Here is a 16,081-nt window from a genome sequence, read left to right as displayed (position 1 = left end):
CGGTGCCGTGGATCAGTGAGAATGGGGGACGTGAGCCCTTCTCGACGTTCTCCTGTACCCGACAAGGCGTGTATCGAGGCGGTGGACCTGGCCCGCTCGGTGGCCGCCGAGGTCGGGCGACCCGAGTGGGTGGGTGAGCACCTCGCTCCCCAGGTCGAGGACACCCGTCTGATCACCCACTACTTCACCTGCCTCGACCCGGCGTACCCCGGCTGGACCTACGCCGTCACCGTGGTCCGCGCATCGCGCGCCAAGGAGGTCACGGTCAACGAGGTCGTGCTGCTCCCCGGCGAGGGGGCCCTCGTCGCGCCCGAGTGGGTGCCCTGGAAGGAGCGGCTGCTCCCCGGCGACCTCGGCCCCGGCGACCTGCTGCCCACCGACGAGGACGACGAGCGCCTCGTGCCCGGCTACGCCCAGGTCGCCGACAGCGAGCTGGACGAGGAGGGCGTGGACCGGCAGATGGTCTGGGAGCTGGGCCTGGGCCGTAAGCACGTGCTCTCCGAGGCCGGCCGCGAACAGGCCGCCGAGCGCTGGTACAACGGCGAGGCCGGGCCCCGCGCGCCGATCGCCGAGGCCGCGCCCGCCCGCTGCATCACCTGCGGCTTCATGACCCCGCTCGCCGGGGAGCTGCGCCAGATGTTCGGTGTGTGCACCAACGGGTTCGCGCCCGACGACGGCCGCGTGGTCTCCCTGGACCACGGCTGCGGCGCCCACTCCGAGGTCCGCATGCCGCAGTCGCGCAACGAGCCGGTCGCCCCCGTCGTCGACGAGGTCGGCTACGACCACATCGTCTTCGACGACACCGCGGAGCTGGAACTGGTCTCCTCCGACTCCTGACGGCCCGGCCCGGGCACGTCCCGACACCCGCCCGGCGAAGGGTGGGCTAGGGTCTGATGTGCATCGTGCCGGGCCGTGCCGGCAGCCAGGAGGGACCGTCAATGGCCGAGCCGCTCGCCACCGGGATCGACCCCTACGACACCGCCGAACTGCGCCGCCGCGTACTCGCGGCGTGGGCGGACGCCCCCGCCCGGTTCCGCGAGGACGCCAACGCCGAGGAGGACTTCGCCCTCGGCGGGTACCGGGACCGGGTCGTGGTCGAACTGGCCCAGAACGCCGCCGACGCCGCCCGCCGCGCGGGCGTCCCCGGCCGGCTGCTGCTGTCGCTGGAGGGCCGCCGCCTCGTCGCCGCCAACACCGGGGCCCCGCTCACCGCGGAGGGCGTGGAGTCGCTGGCGACCCTGCGGGCCTCCACCAAACGCGGCGGGGACGACTCCGTCGGCCGGTTCGGGGTGGGGTTCTCCGCCGTGGCCGCCCTCAGCGATGACGTCACCGTGACCTCGGCCGGCGCCGCCGTCCGCTTCAGCGCCGACCTGGCCCGCGCGGCCGTGGCCGAGCTGCTGGCCGGGACCGGCCCCGACGGACTGGCCGCCGAGATCGAGCGCCGCCGCGGGCACGTGCCCATGCTGCGCCTGCCCTTCGCCGCCGAGGCGGCAACCGAAGGCGCGGCGGACGCCCGGGACTACGACACCGTCGTCTCGCTGGAGCTGCGCGACGACACCGCCCGGGAACGGGTGCGCGACCTGCTGTCCGGGACCGGCGAGGCCCTGCTGCTGGCCCTGCCCGGGCTGGCCGAGATCCGTGTCCTGGTCGACGGCGCCGAGCGCGTCGCCACCCGCCAGGCGAGCGGCGGGGACCCGGTCACGACCCTGCGCGACGCCGAGGGCACCCGCACCACCCGCTGGCACACCCTCACCCGCACCGGGGAGTTCGACCCGGCCCTGCTCGCCGACCGGCCCACCGAGGAGCGCGGGCGCACCGCGTGGTCGCTCACCTGGGCGGTGCCCGTGGACGACGGCGGCGGCGTGGCCCCGCTGCCGCCGGACGTGGAGCCGGTGGTGCACGCGCCCACCCCCACCGACACCGGGCTGGACCTGCCCGCCGTGCTCATCGGCACCTTCCCCCTGGGTAGCGACCGCCGCGCGGTGCAGCCCGGTCCGGCCACCGACCTGCTGCTGTCCGAGGCCGCCGAGGCCTACGCCGCCCTGCTGCGCCGGTTCGACGCGGCGGCCGCCCTGGACCTGGTGCCCGGCACCCGGGTGGGCGGCGGGCACGTCGACGCGGGGTTCCGCGCCCGGGTCGCCGAGCCCCTGCGCTCCACCCCGTTCCTGACCACCGAGACCGGGGCGCCGGTGGCCCCGCGCGACGCGGTGCTGCTGGACACCGGGGGGGCGGGGCTGTCCGCGGTCCTGGCCGAGCTGATCCCCGGGCTGCTGCCCGGCCGCCTCAACCCCCGCCACCCCGCGCTGGCGGCGCTGCGCGTCCACCGCCTGGGCGCCGCCGACATCGCCGACCTGCTCGCCGACACCGACCGGCCGCCGTCCTGGTGGGCGGGCCTGTACGCGGCGCTGGCCGCAGGGGCGGACACCGACGAGCTGGGCGCGCTGCCCGTGCCGCTGGCCGACGGTCGCCTGGTGCGCGGCCCCCGGTCCCTGCTGGTGCCCCAGGAGGGCCCGGATCCGATCGACGCCGAGGCCCTGGCCGCGCTGGGGGTGCGGCTGGTGCACCCCGAGGCCGTCCACCCGCTGCTGCTGCGCCTGGGCGCGGTGGAGGCGGGCCCGGCCGCGGTGCTGGCCGACGCGCGCACCGAGGCGGCGGTGCGCGGCTCCCTGGACGCCGACGACCCCGAGCCGCTGGCCGAGGCAGTGCTGGGCCTGGTCGCCGCCTCCGGGACCACCGCGGCCGATCTGCCCTGGCTGGCCGAGCTGGCGCTGCGCGACGACGAGGACGGCTACTCGGTGGCCGCCGAACTGCTCGTCCCCGGGGCCCCGCTGGGCGAGGTGCTGGCCGACGACGCCCCCTTCGGCACCGTGCACGCCGACCTGGTGGACCGGTACGGCACCGACGTGCTGCGGGCGGTCGGCGCGCTGTGGGAGTTCACCCTGGTGCGCGCCGAGGAGGCCGCCCTGGGCGAGGACGTCCTCGACGTGTTCGAGGAGGCGCCCGACGCCCTGGACGAGTGGGCCGACGAGGTCCTGGAGCGGGTGGGCGACCCCGAGCTGCCGCCGGTGGTCCCCGAACTGGTCTGTGTGGCCGACCTCGACTACGTGGCCGACGACCGCTGGCCGCAGGCCCTGGAGATGCTCTCCCGGGGCGCGCTGCGCGGGGCCGTGACCGAACCGGCCCGGGTGCTCCTGCCCGACGGCCGGGTGGCGGACGTGCCGTCCTACACCGCCTGGTGGCTGCGCACCCGCGCGCTGGTGGGCGGTGCCGCCCCGAACGAGCTGCGCGCCGCCGAGGCCGAGCCCGCGCTGACGGGGCTCTACGACGAGGCGCCCGCCGACGTCGACCCGGAGTTCGCCCGGGCGCTGGGCGTGCGCACCACCCTGGCCGAACTGCTGGCGGACCCGGAGGGCCCGGACGACCTGCTGGCCCGGCTGGCCGACCCGGAGCGGCACGTGGACCGGTCGGCGCTGCTGCGGATCTGGACGGCGCTGGCGGGGGTGGACGCCGACCTGGTCACCCCGCCCACGCGGGTGCGCGCCGTGCTCGGCGGGGCGATCGTGGTGGCCGACGCCGAGGACGCCGTGGTGGTGGACTCCCCGGACCTGCTCCCGCTGTTCGCGGAGCGGCCGCTGATCCTGACCGCCGCTCCGGAGGAGCTGGCCGACGTGCTGGACCTGGAGCTGGCGAGCGAGTCGGTGGACGGGGAGGTCTCCGCGGGGGGCACGCTGCGCCAGGTGCCGGCGGTCGCCGACCTGTTCCTGGACCCCGAGGGGGAGCAGCCGGACCGCACCTACCTGCACCACGCGGAGCTCGTCGTGGACGGGGTCGAGGTGGAGTGGTACGCGGGGGACGGCGTCGTGCACGCCTCCACCAGCGACGGCCTGGCCCGCGCACTGTGCTGGCGCGCCGAGCAGTGGGACCGCCGCCACCTGCTCGCGGCCGCGCTGCGCGAGCCGGAGGCGGCCCCGCTCCTGCTCGCCGAGGCCGACCTGGAGCAGTAGGCCCGCACGGGGCGGTCCGATATGTCCTAGAGGACGGCGGCCAGCCGGTCGCCCAGGCCGAGTTCGGCCTCGCCCCAGGCGGTGACCTCCAGCTCGTCGCCGACGGCCAGCACGCCCGGCCGGGTGACGGCGAACTTGGCGCCGAAGGAGACGCCGCCCCCGTCGGCCCGCCGGTACCCGGCCAGGGTGCGCAGCGGCTCCGGGCCGCGCTTCTCCCCCGTCTCCTGGTCCACGGTGGTGACCGCGCAGCGGATGCACACCTTGGCGTAGCCCAGCTCGGCCGTGCCCAGGCGCACGGCGCGGACGAGGTCCTCGGTGTGCGGCTCGGCCCAGCCGGACACCACGATGTTGGGGCGGAACCGGCGGATCGGCACGGGTTCGGCGCCGCGCTCCAGGATGCGCGCGTTGAGCAGGTCCAGCGAGGAGGCCGAGGCCATGAGCACGGCGGTGCTGTCGGCGAAGCCGCTGGTACCCGGGGTGAGCCCGCCGGTCTCCCGGCCGTGCTCCGTGGGCACCCGGACCAGGCGGCTGGGGGCGCCGAGCACCTCGGTCAGCCAGGCGGCGGCGGACGCGCCCTGGTCGACGCCGACGAACGGCTGCCTGTGCAGGGTGACGTCGAGGCGGGGGCCGTCGGGGTCGACCTCCAGCTCCAGCGGCTCGACCCCGTCGAACGACAGCCGCAGCGTGCCCTCGCCCGCCTCGGGGAGGATGCGGGCCATCCGCGGGTCCACGCGCTGGCTGCGGAAGCCGCCCGAGTCGTCCACGACCATGAAGGAGCGGTCGTGGCGGATCCCGGCCGGGGTGAGTTCCGCGGTGTCCAGGGAGATCCCCGCGCACCCCTTGACCGGGTAATGGACGAGTTCGGAGATTCGGGCCATGCCGAGCACGTTAGCGCATGGAAGGGGAGCCCCCGGTTTGCCCCCGGGCGCCGTACCCGCTGTACTTCTCATCGAGGCCTGGAAGGAACCGGGGCACGATCCGGTGCGTCCTCCCTGGCGTAACGAACCCCGCCGACATCCGAACCGACAGGACCCCTCCATGCGCACGATCCCCATCGCCCTGTTCGCGGCCGCCGCCCTCGTCGCGGTGGCGGGCTGCTCCTCCGACGACCCGGGCTCCTCCTCGGGCAACGGCGGAGTCGAGGAAGGCGCCCCGCCCGCGGGCAGTGAGCAGACCTTCGAGCCCGGCCGGCAGATCACGGTGGAGCTCACCATGGCCACCTCCGAGGACGGCGGCCGGAGCACCTCGTTCTTCTCGGGCTACCGCCCCACCGTCGAGTTCGAGTACCAGGAGCAGTCCACGACGTGCTACGCGCAGCTCCCGGTGGAGCTGCGCGAGTTCCCGCCGGGGGAGACGCACCGCATCGGCCTGGAGTGCGACGACGAGGTCGCCGCCCACCCGGACACGCCGGGCTTCCGGCTCGTCGAGGGCGACGCCGAGGTCGGGACGGGCGAGATCGTCTTCAGCGGCTGACCTCCGGGAGTTCCACGACACAACTAGATCAGCCTTGGCTTATATAGCCTGATGCTTATATGGTGGTCCCATGCACGCCTTCGACGTCCTGGGCGACCCCGTGCGGCGGCGTCTGCTGGAGCTGCTCAACGAGGGTGAGCGCGCCTCCGGCGAGCTGACGGAGGTCGTCCGGGCCGAGTTCGGCATCTCGCAGCCGGCCGTCTCCCAGCACCTGCGGGTGCTGCGTGAGAACGGCTTCGCCACCGTGCGCAGGGACGGCAACCGGCGGCTGTACGCCGTGGACGCCGCGCCCCTGCGCGACGTCGACGCCTGGCTGCGGCGCTTCGCCGCACGCTGGGAGCCGCACCTGATGGCGCTGGAGACCGAACTCGCCAGAGGCGCCCGCGAGCGCCGCGCCTCCGCGGACGAGGAGGACGGACGGCGTTCGCGGTGACCCGGTCCGGACGACGCCGGACCGGCAACCGACCCGACAGGGGAGTGGACCATGGATGTTCAGCGGCGGATCGACGAGGTCGGGCGCACGGTCACCATCAGCGGGGAAGGGGACGAGAGCACCGTCACCATCTCCCGCGACTACACCACCGGCGTCGACGACCTCTGGGACGCCTGCACCAACCCCGAACGCCTCCCGCGCTGGTTCGCCCCGGTCAGCGGGGACCTGGAACTCGGCGGCGCGTACCAGGTGGAGGGCAACGCGAGCGGTACCGTGCTGGCCTGCGACCCGCCCAAGTCGTTCCACATCAGCTGGGAGTTCGGCGGCGCGCGCAGCGACGTCCACGTCACGCTGACCCCGCTGCCCGCGGAGGGCGGCAGGGAGCGCACCCGGTTCGAGTTGGCGCACGTGGCCCCGCTGAGCGAGTTCTGGGAGCGGTTCGGCCCGGGCGCGGTGGGCGTGGGCTGGGACCTGTCCGTCCTGGGCCTGAGCCTGCACCTGGAGACCGGGTCCGACATCCCCGCGGAGCTCGAGGAGTGGGGCACCTCGCCCGAGGCGATCCGCTTCATGGAGTCGAGCGCCCGCGCCTGGGAGGCCGCGCACCTGGCCGCCGGGGCGGACCCGGAGGCGGTGCGAGCCTCGGCGGAGCGGACCATCGGGTTCTACACCCAGGCGCCGGACGAGGCGCCCGGGGACGCCCCCGAGTAGGACCCGGGCGGGCGCCCGGGCTCCGGGGCGGTGACGGGCGGGCGGTGTCCGGTCAGCGCGTGACGGTGAAGAAGCCCTCCGAGATGAGCGTCCTCAGGGCTTCGGGCACCCGTTCGCGCACCTGCACGGGGTCCTCGTTGATGAGCTGGGCGATGGCGTCCAGCAGCGGGCCCACCGGCATCGTCCCGTCGCAGACCCCGGCCAGCGCGGCCTCCACGGTGCCCACCCGGGCCACCCGGTGGAGCCCGCCGCGCTGGCGCAGCACGATCTTCTCCGGGTCCGGGGCGCCGGGGACGCCGATGCGCTCCTCCACCACGCCCGGGGCCAGCGCCACGTGCGCCGACAGCAGCGCGGCGTCGGTCAGCCGGTGCGCCGTCATCGCCCCGTCCACCACGGACGGGAGGTAGGGGCCCACCGGCTGCTCGATGTCGTGGCGCAACTCCTCCACGCGCACGGTCGCGTCCTGGGCGACGTCGTTGCGCAGGCTGATCCACCCGAACCCGATGCCCTTGATGCCCTCGCGCTCGAAGTAGTCCAGCCAGGCGTCGTAGCGGCGGGTGTACTCGGGGGTGCCGTGCTCGCAGGAGTCGCGCAGCCACAGCTCCACGTACTCCGCGGGGTCCTGCACGTCGCGCTGGACCACCCAGCCCGAGCAGCCGGTCCCGGTGACCCAGCCGCCGACGCGGTCCTCCCAGTCGTCGCCGTCGGAGTGCACCCAGTTGGCCAGGATCTGGCACCAGCCGCCCTCGGTGAGGTGGGCGGGCGCCCGGCGCACCAGCTCCGCGCAGACCGTGTCGCCCGGCAGGTCGGACTCCCGGTAGGTGTAGCGGGAGGCGTCGGGCGTGATGACGAACGGCGGGTTGGACACGATCAGGTCGAACCGCTCGCCCGCGACCGGCTCGTACAGCGACCCCGGGAGCAGGCGGACGTCGTGGACCCCGGACAGGGCCAGGCTGATCGCGGCCATCCGCAGGGCTCGCGGGTTGAGGTCGGTGGCGGTGATCTCCCGGGAGCGCGAGGCCAGGTGCAGGGCCTGCACGCCGCAGCCGGTGCCCACGTCGAGGGCGCGCTCGACCGGGCCGTCCACGATCAGCCGGGACAGGGTGGCGGAGGCGCCGCCCGCGCCCACCACGTGGTCGGGCCGGGGCACCTCCCCGCCGCCTGGGCGCACCTTGGGGTCGGAGACGACGAAGCCGGGGCGGCCCTCCTCCAGCTCCCAGGGGCCCAGGTGGACCAGGGAGCGCACGACGGCCCCGTCGGCGCGTTCGTCCACGGCGACCAGGCCCGCCTCGGCGAGCTCGTCCACGGGGAGGATGGCGCGGGCCGCGCGGGCGGGGATGGGGGTGCGCAGCCACCACAGGCGCAGCAGCAGCCCGAGGCGCTCCTCGCCGCCGGTGGCGCGCAGGGCGGGGACGAGCTCCTCGCGGGCCAGCGCGCGGGCCGCGGCGTCGCCCAACCGGTCGCGGACGCCGGACACCGTGTAGTCGGCGTCGATGAGGATGGCGCGCAGTCGTTCGGCGAGTCCGCGCGGGAAGGCTGTCTCTGGCACCCGTTCATTATCGGCCACCCGACCCACCAGGGCGTTCGGGGCGGGCCGTGCGCGGTGCCGGGTCAGGCGGCGGGCCGGTCGCGGTCCGCGCCCCGTTCGGAGGCCTCGGACCGCTTGCGCAGCAGGCGGGGGATGTACAGGAACCCGAAGACCCCCAGGCCCATGCCGGTCGCGCACACCCAGATCCACCAGCGCTCGGACTCGGGGAGCGCGTCGCCCATGAACAGCAGGACGACCAGCGCGACCGCCCAGGCGAGGGTGCCGAGCGCCGCGGGGACGCGGTAGTCGCTCTCGTGGACTTCGGGATCCGGCTGTCGGGGTTTGCGCACGCCTCCAGGCTAGCCGCACACCCCCGGCCGCTCCACGGACCGGTGGCGGTGAGCACGCTGATCAGGGAAACCTTCGTCACATCCGACCACCGGATCATCCGGGGAGATGGTGTTTTCTACGAAACCCGTGTGGAAGACGTGTCGGACGTTGTATGAAGATGCAACTAATCTGGCCCAGAATCCTAGTTGTCCGGTAACACGACCAGGTCAGGCTGACATCGTGAGCGCTACAAGCAAATCCCCCGTTACGAAGGGTCCCAGCGGACCCCTCGATCGCTACTTCCGCATCTCCGAGCGCGGTTCCACGCTCGGCACCGAGATCCGCGGCGGTCTGGCGACCTTCTTCGCCATGGCCTACATCGTCGTCCTCAACCCGCTGATCATCGGCACCGCCGAGGACGTCAACGGCGAGACCCTGGGCATCCCCCAGGTCGCGGCCGTGACCGCCCTGGTCGCGGCGATCTCCTCCATCCTCATGGGCGTGGTGAGCCGCTACCCGTTCGCCATCGCCGCGGGCATGGGCCTCAACGCCGTGGTCGCCTACGGTGTCGCACCGCTGATGCCGTGGTCCGATGTCTTCCTGCTGATCATCGTCGAGGGCCTGCTCCTGCTGGTCCTGGTGCTGACCGGCTTCCGCACCGCGGTCTTCGCCGCGATCCCGCCCGGCCTGAAGATGGCGATCGCGGTCGGCGTGGGCCTGTTCCTGGCCCTCATCGGCCTGGTCAACGCCGGCTTCGTCCAGGCGGGCGAGGGCACCCCGGTCCAGCTCGGCAACGGCGGCCTCCAGGGCTGGCCGATCCTGATCTTCGTCGTCGGCCTGCTCATCGCCATCGCCCTGTACGTCCGCAAGGTCCGCGGGGCGATGCTCCTGAGCATCGTCGTCGCCACCGTGCTCGCCATCGCCGTGGAGACGGCCCTGGGCGACGGCGGCGAGGGCCTCGGCTGGGGCCTGACCGTCCCCGCGCTGCCCACCGGTGTGGACGGCCTGGTCGCGCTGCCCGACTTCTCGCTCATCGGCCTGTTCGCCGACGGCGGCTTCAACGTGTTCGCCCGCTGGTCGGAGATCGGCTTCGCCACGGTGCTGATGCTGATCTTCACCCTGCTGCTGGCCGACTTCTTCGACACCATGGGCACCATGGTCGGTGTCGCCCACCAGGGCGGCCTGGCCGACGAGGACGGCAACATCGCGGGCACCCGCGAGGTCCTGGTCGCCGACTCCCTGGGCACCGTCTTCGGCGGTCTGGGCTCGGCCTCGGTGGCCACCCTCTACGCCGAGTCGGCCGCCGGCGTCGGTGAGGGCGCGCGGACCGGCATCGCCCCGATGGTCACCGGCCTGATGATGCTCCTCGCGACGTTCTTCACCCCGCTGGTGACCCTCGTCCCCTTCGAGGCGGCCACCCCGGTCCTGGTCATCGTGGGCTTCATGATGATGACCCAGGTCGTGAACATCGACTTCAAGGACCCGGCCATCGGCCTGGGCTCCTTCATGGCCATCATCATGATGCCCTTCACGTACTCGATCGCCAACGGCATCGGGTTCGGCCTGCTCACGTTCGCGTTCGTCAGCCTGGTCACGGGCAAGGGCCGCCAGGTCCACCCGCTGCTGTGGCTGATCTCCGTGGTGTTCCTCATCCACTTCGCCGAGGCGCCCATCTACGCGCTGATCGGCTAGCCCCTGTACGGCGGGAATTCCCGCCACCGTGAACGGCGTTGACCCGAATGATGAGTCAACGCCGTTTACCTTTTCTCGCCCGGAACGCTCCGATGACCGCATCAGTCCTTCTCCTCTCCCAGGGGAGGGACTGATGCGGCGTATCGCCATGTTCCGCTCACTGTCCGTGCGCAACTACCGCCTGTACGCGCTCGGCCAACTGCTCTCCAACCCCGGCACCTGGATGCAGCGCATCGCCCAGGACTGGCTGGTCCTCCAGCTCAGCGGCGGCAGCGGCATCGCACTCGGGATGACCACGGCGCTCCAGTTCCTGCCCATGCTGTTCCTCGGGCTGTGGGGCGGGGCCCTGGTGGACCGGCTGGACAAGCGCCGCCTGCTGGTGTTCACCCAGAGCACCATGGGCCTGCTCGCCGTCGCCCTCGGCGTGCTGGCCACCCTGGGGGCCGCCCAGGTCTGGCACGTGTACCTGTTCGCCTTCGGGCTCGGGCTGGTCACGGTGCTCGACAACCCCGGACGCCAGGCCTTCGTCCCCGAGATGGTCGACCGCGACCTGCTGACCAACGCGATCGCCCTCAACAGCGCCAGCTTCCAGCTCGGCCGGGTCACCGGGCCGGCCGTCGCCGGGCTGCTCATCGCCTGGATCGGCAGCGGGCCGGTCTTCCTCATCAACGGGGCCTCGTTCGGGTTCACCATCGTGGCGCTGCTGCTCATCCGCACCGCCGAGCTCAACCCCACCGAGCCGGTGCCGCGGGGCAAGGGGCAGATCCGCGAGGGCCTCGCCTACGTGAGCGGGCGCCGGGACCTCGTGCTGCTGCTCCTGCTGGCCGCATGCACGCAGTTCTTCGGCGCCAACGGGCAGACGCAGATCGCCCTGATGGTCAACAACGTCTTCGAGACGGGGGCCGCCGCGTTCGGCGTGGCCGCCGCCTGCCTGGCCGTGGGCGCCCTCATCGGCGCGCTGCTGGCGGCGCGCCGCGAGCGCCCGCGGCTGCGCCTCATCCTGGTCGGGTCGATGGTGTTCGGCGCCGGCCAGGTCGCCGCCGGGCTGATGCCGGCCTACGCGGCGTTCGTGGTGGTGCTGGTGCCCATGGGCATCGCCTTCATGACCTACGTGACGACGCTCAACGCCACCTTCCAGCTCACCGTGGAACCGCACATGCGGGGGCGCGTCATGAGCATGTTCCTGCTGGTGTTCATGGGCGTGGCCCCGATCGGCGCCCCGGTGGTGGGCTTCCTCGCCGACGCCTTCGGGCCGCAGACCAGCATGGTCATCGGCGGCACGTTCACGATGCTCGTGGTCGCGGTGCTCGCCGTGCCGCTCTTCCGGGTCAAGGGCGTGCGCGTGCGCGACCTGCTGCCGCGCCGCCGCGGGGCACCGGTCGCGGCGGAATCCGCCTCGGAGGAACCGGACGCCGGCGGGCCGGTGTCCGCCGCCACCGCCGTCGCCGCCGTCGAGGAAGGCGCGGCCGGCGCCCCGGCCGCACCCGGACGGCTCGCCGCGGCGCGCGGACCGGGCCCCGGTGGCGCCGGGGGTACGGAGCGGTGAACGGGGGGCCGGGCCGGGGGAGGCCTCGACGGTCCGTTGGGAGCGGTGAGCCGAGGATTCCACGAAGGAGCGCGGCGGCTTCCCGCCCTTGCCCGGTGCGGGTTCTGGTGGCACCCTCTTCGTCGAGGGAACCGGACCGGTGTTCCCGACCGACCGATGGGGTGTGCGCATGGATCCCGATGAGGACGCGTCTCCGATCTCCGATCTCCGGAACGCGACGTGGGATGCCGAGCGGGAACTCGAGTACGACCTCCTGAAGGACATGGTGCGGGACGCCGTCGGGGTGCTCTCGGCCATGGCGCACGCCGAAAGGAGGTCCGAGGCTCCCCGGGACGACGTCATCCGGAGGATCGACGAGCAGAAGGCCCGGCTTGCGCAGGAGCTGCGTGGGCTCCGGATCTCCGACACGGAGGGTTCCGTCCGCCTGAGGGCCGAATGCCTGGAGATCATCAAGGGCTACGGGGGTTAGCCCTGCCGGATATATCCCCCGAAGAGTTCGACAGGGTACGCCTCAGCGAAGCGGACAACCAGAGGATCTTCCTGGACGAGATCGTGCCGTTTCATCTCGAGGGTGCCGCGGTCCAGTCCGCCCCGCACCTGGTCGTCGTCGGCGGGGCGACCGGGTCCGGGAAGAGCAGTGTGACCGACCTGGTGCGCTACGCCTTCGACCGGCGCGGCGGCGCGCTCCACATCAACATGGACGACTTCAACCCGCACCACCCGGACTACACGATGCTTCGAAGGTCCGCCCCGGAGAAAGCCGGAGCGCTGTTGTGGAGTGATGGGCTCTCCTGGTGGAACAAGGCCCAGGAATACGCTCATCACCCCGATCGCCGGAACGATGTGGTCATCGAGTCCGCGCTTCGCGGTTCGGACGAGTTCGAGAACATCCTGGAGCGGTTCGGAGAGCAGGGATACCGCCTCAACGCCGCGCTCATGGGGGTCCCCGAGGCCGTGAGCCTTCAGGGCGGACTGCACCGGTACGTGGCGGCGATGGAGAAGTACGGTGTCGGTCGCTACGTGGAACCGGAGATCCACCGGGAGTGTTACGAGGGCGTCGAGCGCGCGGCCCGGGCGATCGACGCGGGGCGGCCGAGCGGGGTCGGAGTGGTGTTCTTCCAACGGGGCGGCATATCGAACACCCCGTCGGGAGGGATGTCCGCCGTGGAGCGGCTCGCCGTCGAACGCGGTCTGCCCCTCGGCGAGACACAGACCGGCCTGTTCAAGGCGACCCAGGAGTGGATGCGGTCGTCCATCGCCCGCAACGACGCCTTCAGCACCCGCGAGAAGCGGAAACTGCTCTCGGAGGTGGATGAGATCGACCGGCTGGCGCAGCCTCTGATGGTGCCGAGCGCCGCCGCTCTGCTGGTGAGGGGAGGGGCCCGCCGCCCCGGCCCCCGGGGGGCGGTCGCTCCGAGGGCCCGGGGCGGGCCCGGCGTCGGTCCCGACAGGGGCATCGAGCGCTAGGCCGTGTTCTTCCGGTCCTCCGCTCCGGCCCGCCCGTCGCCCGCCACCGCCCCCAACGGACGGCCTGACGTCCCGGCCCCCACCGGATCCGGCGCCTCTCGACCGCGGGAGCCCCCGGCACTACGGACCGTCCTCGTTCCTCGGACGTCTCCTCTGGGTCTTCCGAACCCACGCCGGCGCCTCACCGCCCCCCGCGGAACAGGCCGACGTCCAAAGAACAGGCCCTGGCCCGCCCTGTCCGGGCGGGATCGTGGCGGATGCGAGGATGCCCGCATGAGACTGTTCGTCGCACTGACACCGCCCGCCGCGGTCGCCGACGCCGTCCTCGGCGCCCGCGAACCGGGACTGCGCCACACCCCCGACCTGCACTGGACCCGGCCGGACGGGTGGCACCTCACCCTCGCCTTCTTCGGCGAGGTCCCCGACGACCTGCTGCCCGGCCTCACCGCAGCCCTGGGCGCGGCGGTCGGTGAACACGACCCCTTCGACCTCACCGTCGACGGCTGGGGCGTCTTCCCCCACCCCCACCGCGACCGCGCCGCCGTTCTGTGGGCCGGAATCGGCGGCGACACCGGCGCCCTCGCCGCCCTGAGCGCCGACCTGCGCGCCGCGGCGTCCGCCGCCGGCCTGCCCGGCGAGGACCGCGTCTACGTGCCGCATCTCACCGTCGCCCGCAGCCGCCCGCCCCGGGACCTCACCGGCCTGCTCTCCGAGCTGGGGAGCGGCCCGCGAGCGCCCTGGCCCGCCCGCGACGTGCACCTCGTGGAGAGCCGCCCCGGACGGGAGGACCGCTACCGAACCGCCCGGACCTGGGCGTTAGGCTGGAAAACCGACCCCGGACGACCGCCAGAGCGGAGCACGGCATGAGCATGCTCACCAACAACCACAAACAGCGGTGGCTGCTGCCCGTGGTGCTCGGCGCCATCATGCTGATCGTGCTGGTCGGCGCCCTCCTGGACTGAGCCGGCCGGACCGGCCGCCGGGCCGCCGCGCGGCCCACCTCAGGCGGCGGCGGACGCCAGCCGCACCGCGTGCGCGACCAGCGCCGCGTTGTCCTCCGCCTCCGACCCGTCCGGCATCCGCATGGTGTCCTCCAGGCCGATCCGGATGTCCAGCCCGGCGTCCAGGGCGTCCTCCAGCATCGGCCAGGCGGTCGCGTCCGAGCCGTGCAGCAGCCGCGGCGCCTCCACCCCGGCCCGCTCCAGCAGCGACAGGATCGACCGCGCGTTGCGCCGGGCGTCCTCCACCGCCACCTGGGTGGGTTCCACCAGCACCGCCGCCACCGGAACCCGCGTGGCGACCAGGATGCGGGCGGCGTCCACCGTCCACACCCCCGCCTCCACGGCCACGCGGCGGTCCTCCAGCAGGTGGATCAGGTCCACCGACCCCGCCTCGTGCAGGTTCACCGTCACCGCGTCGGGCAGCGCCGACGACGCCCAGCGCTGCACCAGGTCGTAGCGCCGCCAGGGGTCGGACTCGGCGGACAGGGCCGTGGTGAGCGACACCGGGACGCCGGGTCCCTCGGCGCGCAACCGCTCCATGAGCGGGCCGACCACCTGCGGCTCCAGCGATTCGGCGCCGCTCCGGTCGCGCGGGTGGACGTGCAGGTCGGTCGCCCCCGCGGCCACCGCGGCGTGGGCGTCGGCCAGCAGTTGGTCCACGGAGACGGGAAGGGCGGGGTGCGCTCCGGGACGGCGGTCCCCGTTCAGACAGGCGACGATCCTCATGGGTACTCCTCACGGCACTCCGTAAGCCGAATGTGCCCGTTCATCCCGGTCCGCAAAAGCCGTCCCGGCTGCGCGCCCGAATCCGCGCCCCCTGGCAGGATGTCCGTCATGAGACGACCGCTCGTGTGCGCCCTGGCCGCGCTGTCCGTGTTCCTCCCGGCGCCCGCCCTGGCGGAGCCGACGGTCCCCGACGGGGGCACCGGGCCCGACTACCCGCGCGGCGGCGAGGGGCCGGAGGGGTCGGAGGTCGCCTTCACCTTCCAGGACCCGCGGATCTCGGAGTCCAGCGGCCTGGCCCCCTCGCTGCGGCACGAGGGCGTGTGGTGGACCCACAACGACAGCGGGGAGCACCTCAGCGAGGTGTACGCGGTGGACGAGGAGGGGAACACGCTCGCCACCCTCACCCTGGCCCTGGAGCGGCGCGACTGGGAGGCCGTCTCCGTCGCCCCCGGGCCCGACGGGGAGCCCGCCGTCCACATCGGCGACATCGGCGACAACTTCGGCGGGGGCTGGACCGAGGTGCGGGTGTACCGGTTCGCCGAGCCGGAGGTGCTGGCGGACGCCGTCGTCGAGCCGACGGTGCTGACCTTCTCCTACGCGGACGGGGGCCGCGACGCCGAGTCGATGATGATCGACCCGCGCGACGGGCGGCTGTACGTGGTGTCCAAGGAGTTCTCGGGCGGGCTGTACGCCGCGCCGGAGGAGATCGACCCCGAGGGGGTCAACACCCTGGAGCGGATCGACTCGGCGCCGCTGTTCGCCACCGACGCCGCGTTCGGCCCGGACGGCACCCGCTACGTGATCCGCACCTACTGGGGTGTGACGGTCTACGACTCCACCGACGGGGTGCCGGGCAGGTCGCTGGGCGGGTTCGACCTGCCCGAGTCCGACCAGGGCGAGTCCATCGCCTTCACCCCCGACGGTACGGAGCTCATGGCCGGGACCGAGGGCCTGAACGCCCCGGTCTGGCGCATCCCGCTGGAGGAGCGCTACCGGTCCGGGCAGGCCGAGGCGGAGGAGGAGAGCGCGTTCCCCTCCCCGTCGGAGTCCGCCGGGGAATCCGCCGAGGACACCGGCGGGCGGGGGAGCGCGGTTCCCTTCCTCGTGGGCGGTGCCGCCGTGGCCGTCCTGCTCATCGGCGGCATCGTCCTGCTCGCCCGCCGCTCCTAGGGC

General features: G+C 73.6%; 15 protein-coding genes. 11 read left to right on the top strand and 4 right to left on the bottom strand.

Annotation, left to right across the window (positions count from 1 at the left end; all coding sequences use genetic code 11):
* The first annotated feature begins 81 nt into the window (after positions 1 to 81).
* Both ABZ249_RS17895 and ABZ249_RS17890 read left to right on the top strand, forming a co-directional pair.
* The gene (locus ABZ249_RS17895; protein WP_355264101.1) at positions 82 to 837 is read left to right on the top strand and encodes a DUF3027 domain-containing protein; all 756 of its coding nucleotides are present in this window, start codon (positions 82 to 84) and stop codon (positions 835 to 837) included.
* Between the two features lie 101 nt (positions 838 to 938).
* Entirely contained in the window at positions 939 to 4,004 is a 3,066-nt protein-coding gene (locus tag ABZ249_RS17890) for an ATP-binding protein (protein ID WP_355263839.1), read from the top strand.
* Positions 4,005 to 4,030: 26 nt separating this feature from the next.
* Here ABZ249_RS17890 and ABZ249_RS17885 read toward each other — a convergent pair whose 3' ends face one another.
* A complete protein-coding gene (locus tag ABZ249_RS17885; RefSeq protein WP_355263836.1) occupies positions 4,031 to 4,882 on the bottom strand; it encodes an MOSC N-terminal beta barrel domain-containing protein in 852 nt (283 codons plus the stop codon).
* A 160-nt stretch (positions 4,883 to 5,042) separates the two neighbouring features.
* Here ABZ249_RS17885 and ABZ249_RS17880 point away from each other — a divergent pair, with 160 nt between their 5' ends.
* The 3 genes from ABZ249_RS17880 to ABZ249_RS17870 all read left to right on the top strand — a co-directional run bounded on the left by ABZ249_RS17880 (position 5,043) and on the right by ABZ249_RS17870 (position 6,618).
* Positions 5,043 to 5,477, top strand: coding sequence for a hypothetical protein (locus ABZ249_RS17880; protein ID WP_355263833.1), 435 nt, complete (start codon positions 5,043 to 5,045; stop codon positions 5,475 to 5,477).
* 70 nt (positions 5,478 to 5,547) lie between these two features.
* Positions 5,548 to 5,910, top strand: coding sequence for a metalloregulator ArsR/SmtB family transcription factor (locus ABZ249_RS17875; protein WP_220564710.1), 363 nt, complete (start codon positions 5,548 to 5,550; stop codon positions 5,908 to 5,910).
* A gap of 51 nt (positions 5,911 to 5,961) precedes the next feature.
* Complete coding sequence (locus ABZ249_RS17870; protein ID WP_355263829.1) at positions 5,962 to 6,618, top strand: SRPBCC family protein; 657 nt, start codon at positions 5,962 to 5,964, stop codon at positions 6,616 to 6,618.
* A 52-nt stretch (positions 6,619 to 6,670) separates the two neighbouring features.
* Here ABZ249_RS17870 and ABZ249_RS17865 read toward each other — a convergent pair whose 3' ends face one another.
* Positions 6,671 to 8,167, bottom strand: coding sequence for a methyltransferase (locus tag ABZ249_RS17865; RefSeq protein ID WP_355263827.1), 1,497 nt, complete (start codon positions 8,165 to 8,167; stop codon positions 6,671 to 6,673).
* A 62-nt stretch (positions 8,168 to 8,229) separates the two neighbouring features.
* Entirely contained in the window at positions 8,230 to 8,496 is a 267-nt protein-coding gene (locus tag ABZ249_RS17860) for a DUF2530 domain-containing protein (RefSeq protein ID WP_355263824.1), read from the bottom strand.
* 106 nt (positions 8,497 to 8,602) lie between these two features.
* Here ABZ249_RS17860 and ABZ249_RS17855 point away from each other — a divergent pair, with 106 nt between their 5' ends.
* From ABZ249_RS17855 to thpR, 5 genes are all read left to right on the top strand, one after another.
* The gene (locus tag ABZ249_RS17855) at positions 8,603 to 10,168 is read left to right on the top strand and encodes an NCS2 family permease (RefSeq protein ID WP_355263821.1); all 1,566 of its coding nucleotides are present in this window, start codon (positions 8,603 to 8,605) and stop codon (positions 10,166 to 10,168) included.
* A 133-nt stretch (positions 10,169 to 10,301) separates the two neighbouring features.
* Positions 10,302 to 11,714, top strand: a complete 1,413-nt coding sequence (locus tag ABZ249_RS17850; RefSeq protein ID WP_355263818.1) for an MFS transporter — start codon at positions 10,302 to 10,304, stop codon at positions 11,712 to 11,714.
* Between the two features lie 169 nt (positions 11,715 to 11,883).
* Positions 11,884 to 12,183 (top strand): hypothetical protein, encoded by a 300-nt coding sequence (locus ABZ249_RS17845; RefSeq protein ID WP_355263815.1) that lies wholly within the window; start codon positions 11,884 to 11,886, stop codon positions 12,181 to 12,183.
* On the top strand, positions 12,150 to 13,181 hold the full coding sequence (locus ABZ249_RS17840; RefSeq protein ID WP_355263812.1) for a zeta toxin family protein: 1,032 nt from the start codon (positions 12,150 to 12,152) through the stop codon (positions 13,179 to 13,181). Before ABZ249_RS17845 ends, ABZ249_RS17840 begins: the two co-directional genes overlap by 34 nt.
* 273 nt (positions 13,182 to 13,454) lie before the next feature.
* A complete protein-coding gene (gene thpR, locus ABZ249_RS17835; RefSeq protein ID WP_355263809.1) occupies positions 13,455 to 14,048 on the top strand; it encodes an RNA 2',3'-cyclic phosphodiesterase in 594 nt (197 codons plus the stop codon).
* 134 nt (positions 14,049 to 14,182) lie between these two features.
* Here the strand turns inward: thpR and ABZ249_RS17830 are convergent, their stop codons facing one another.
* A complete protein-coding gene (locus ABZ249_RS17830; protein ID WP_355263806.1) occupies positions 14,183 to 14,908 on the bottom strand; it encodes a 3-keto-5-aminohexanoate cleavage protein in 726 nt (241 codons plus the stop codon).
* A 108-nt stretch (positions 14,909 to 15,016) separates the two neighbouring features.
* Between ABZ249_RS17830 and ABZ249_RS17825 the strand changes: the two genes are divergently transcribed.
* Positions 15,017 to 16,078, top strand: a complete 1,062-nt coding sequence (locus tag ABZ249_RS17825; RefSeq protein ID WP_355263803.1) for a hypothetical protein — start codon at positions 15,017 to 15,019, stop codon at positions 16,076 to 16,078.
* Positions 16,079 to 16,081: the final 3 nt, after the last annotated feature.

It is taken from the genome of Nocardiopsis sp. NPDC006139, assembly GCF_040614155.1.
Classification (GTDB): domain Bacteria; phylum Actinomycetota; class Actinomycetes; order Streptosporangiales; family Streptosporangiaceae; genus Nocardiopsis; species Nocardiopsis changdeensis.
This window is presented reverse-complemented; position numbering and strand designations above follow the sequence as displayed.

Excerpts from the sequence above, each read along its gene's own strand:
- ABZ249_RS17890 (WP_355263839.1), top strand. The coding sequence starts at position 939 with ATGGCCGAGCCGCTCGCCACCGGGATCGACCCCTACGACACCGCCGAA.
- ABZ249_RS17885 (WP_355263836.1), bottom strand. The coding sequence starts at position 4,882 with ATGGCCCGAATCTCCGAACTCGTCCATTACCCGGTCAAGGGGTGCGCG.
- ABZ249_RS17880 (WP_355263833.1), top strand. The coding sequence starts at position 5,043 with ATGCGCACGATCCCCATCGCCCTGTTCGCGGCCGCCGCCCTCGTCGCG.
- ABZ249_RS17875 (WP_220564710.1), top strand. The coding sequence starts at position 5,548 with ATGCACGCCTTCGACGTCCTGGGCGACCCCGTGCGGCGGCGTCTGCTG.
- ABZ249_RS17870 (WP_355263829.1), top strand. The coding sequence starts at position 5,962 with ATGGATGTTCAGCGGCGGATCGACGAGGTCGGGCGCACGGTCACCATC.
- ABZ249_RS17855 (WP_355263821.1), top strand. The coding sequence starts at position 8,603 with ATGGTGTTTTCTACGAAACCCGTGTGGAAGACGTGTCGGACGTTGTAT.
- ABZ249_RS17850 (WP_355263818.1), top strand. The coding sequence starts at position 10,302 with ATGCGGCGTATCGCCATGTTCCGCTCACTGTCCGTGCGCAACTACCGC.
- ABZ249_RS17845 (WP_355263815.1), top strand. The coding sequence starts at position 11,884 with ATGGATCCCGATGAGGACGCGTCTCCGATCTCCGATCTCCGGAACGCG.
- ABZ249_RS17840 (WP_355263812.1), top strand. The coding sequence starts at position 12,150 with ATGCCTGGAGATCATCAAGGGCTACGGGGGTTAGCCCTGCCGGATATA.
- thpR (WP_355263809.1), top strand. The coding sequence starts at position 13,455 with ATGAGACTGTTCGTCGCACTGACACCGCCCGCCGCGGTCGCCGACGCC.
- ABZ249_RS17830 (WP_355263806.1), bottom strand. The coding sequence starts at position 14,908 with ATGAGGATCGTCGCCTGTCTGAACGGGGACCGCCGTCCCGGAGCGCAC.
- ABZ249_RS17825 (WP_355263803.1), top strand. The coding sequence starts at position 15,017 with ATGAGACGACCGCTCGTGTGCGCCCTGGCCGCGCTGTCCGTGTTCCTC.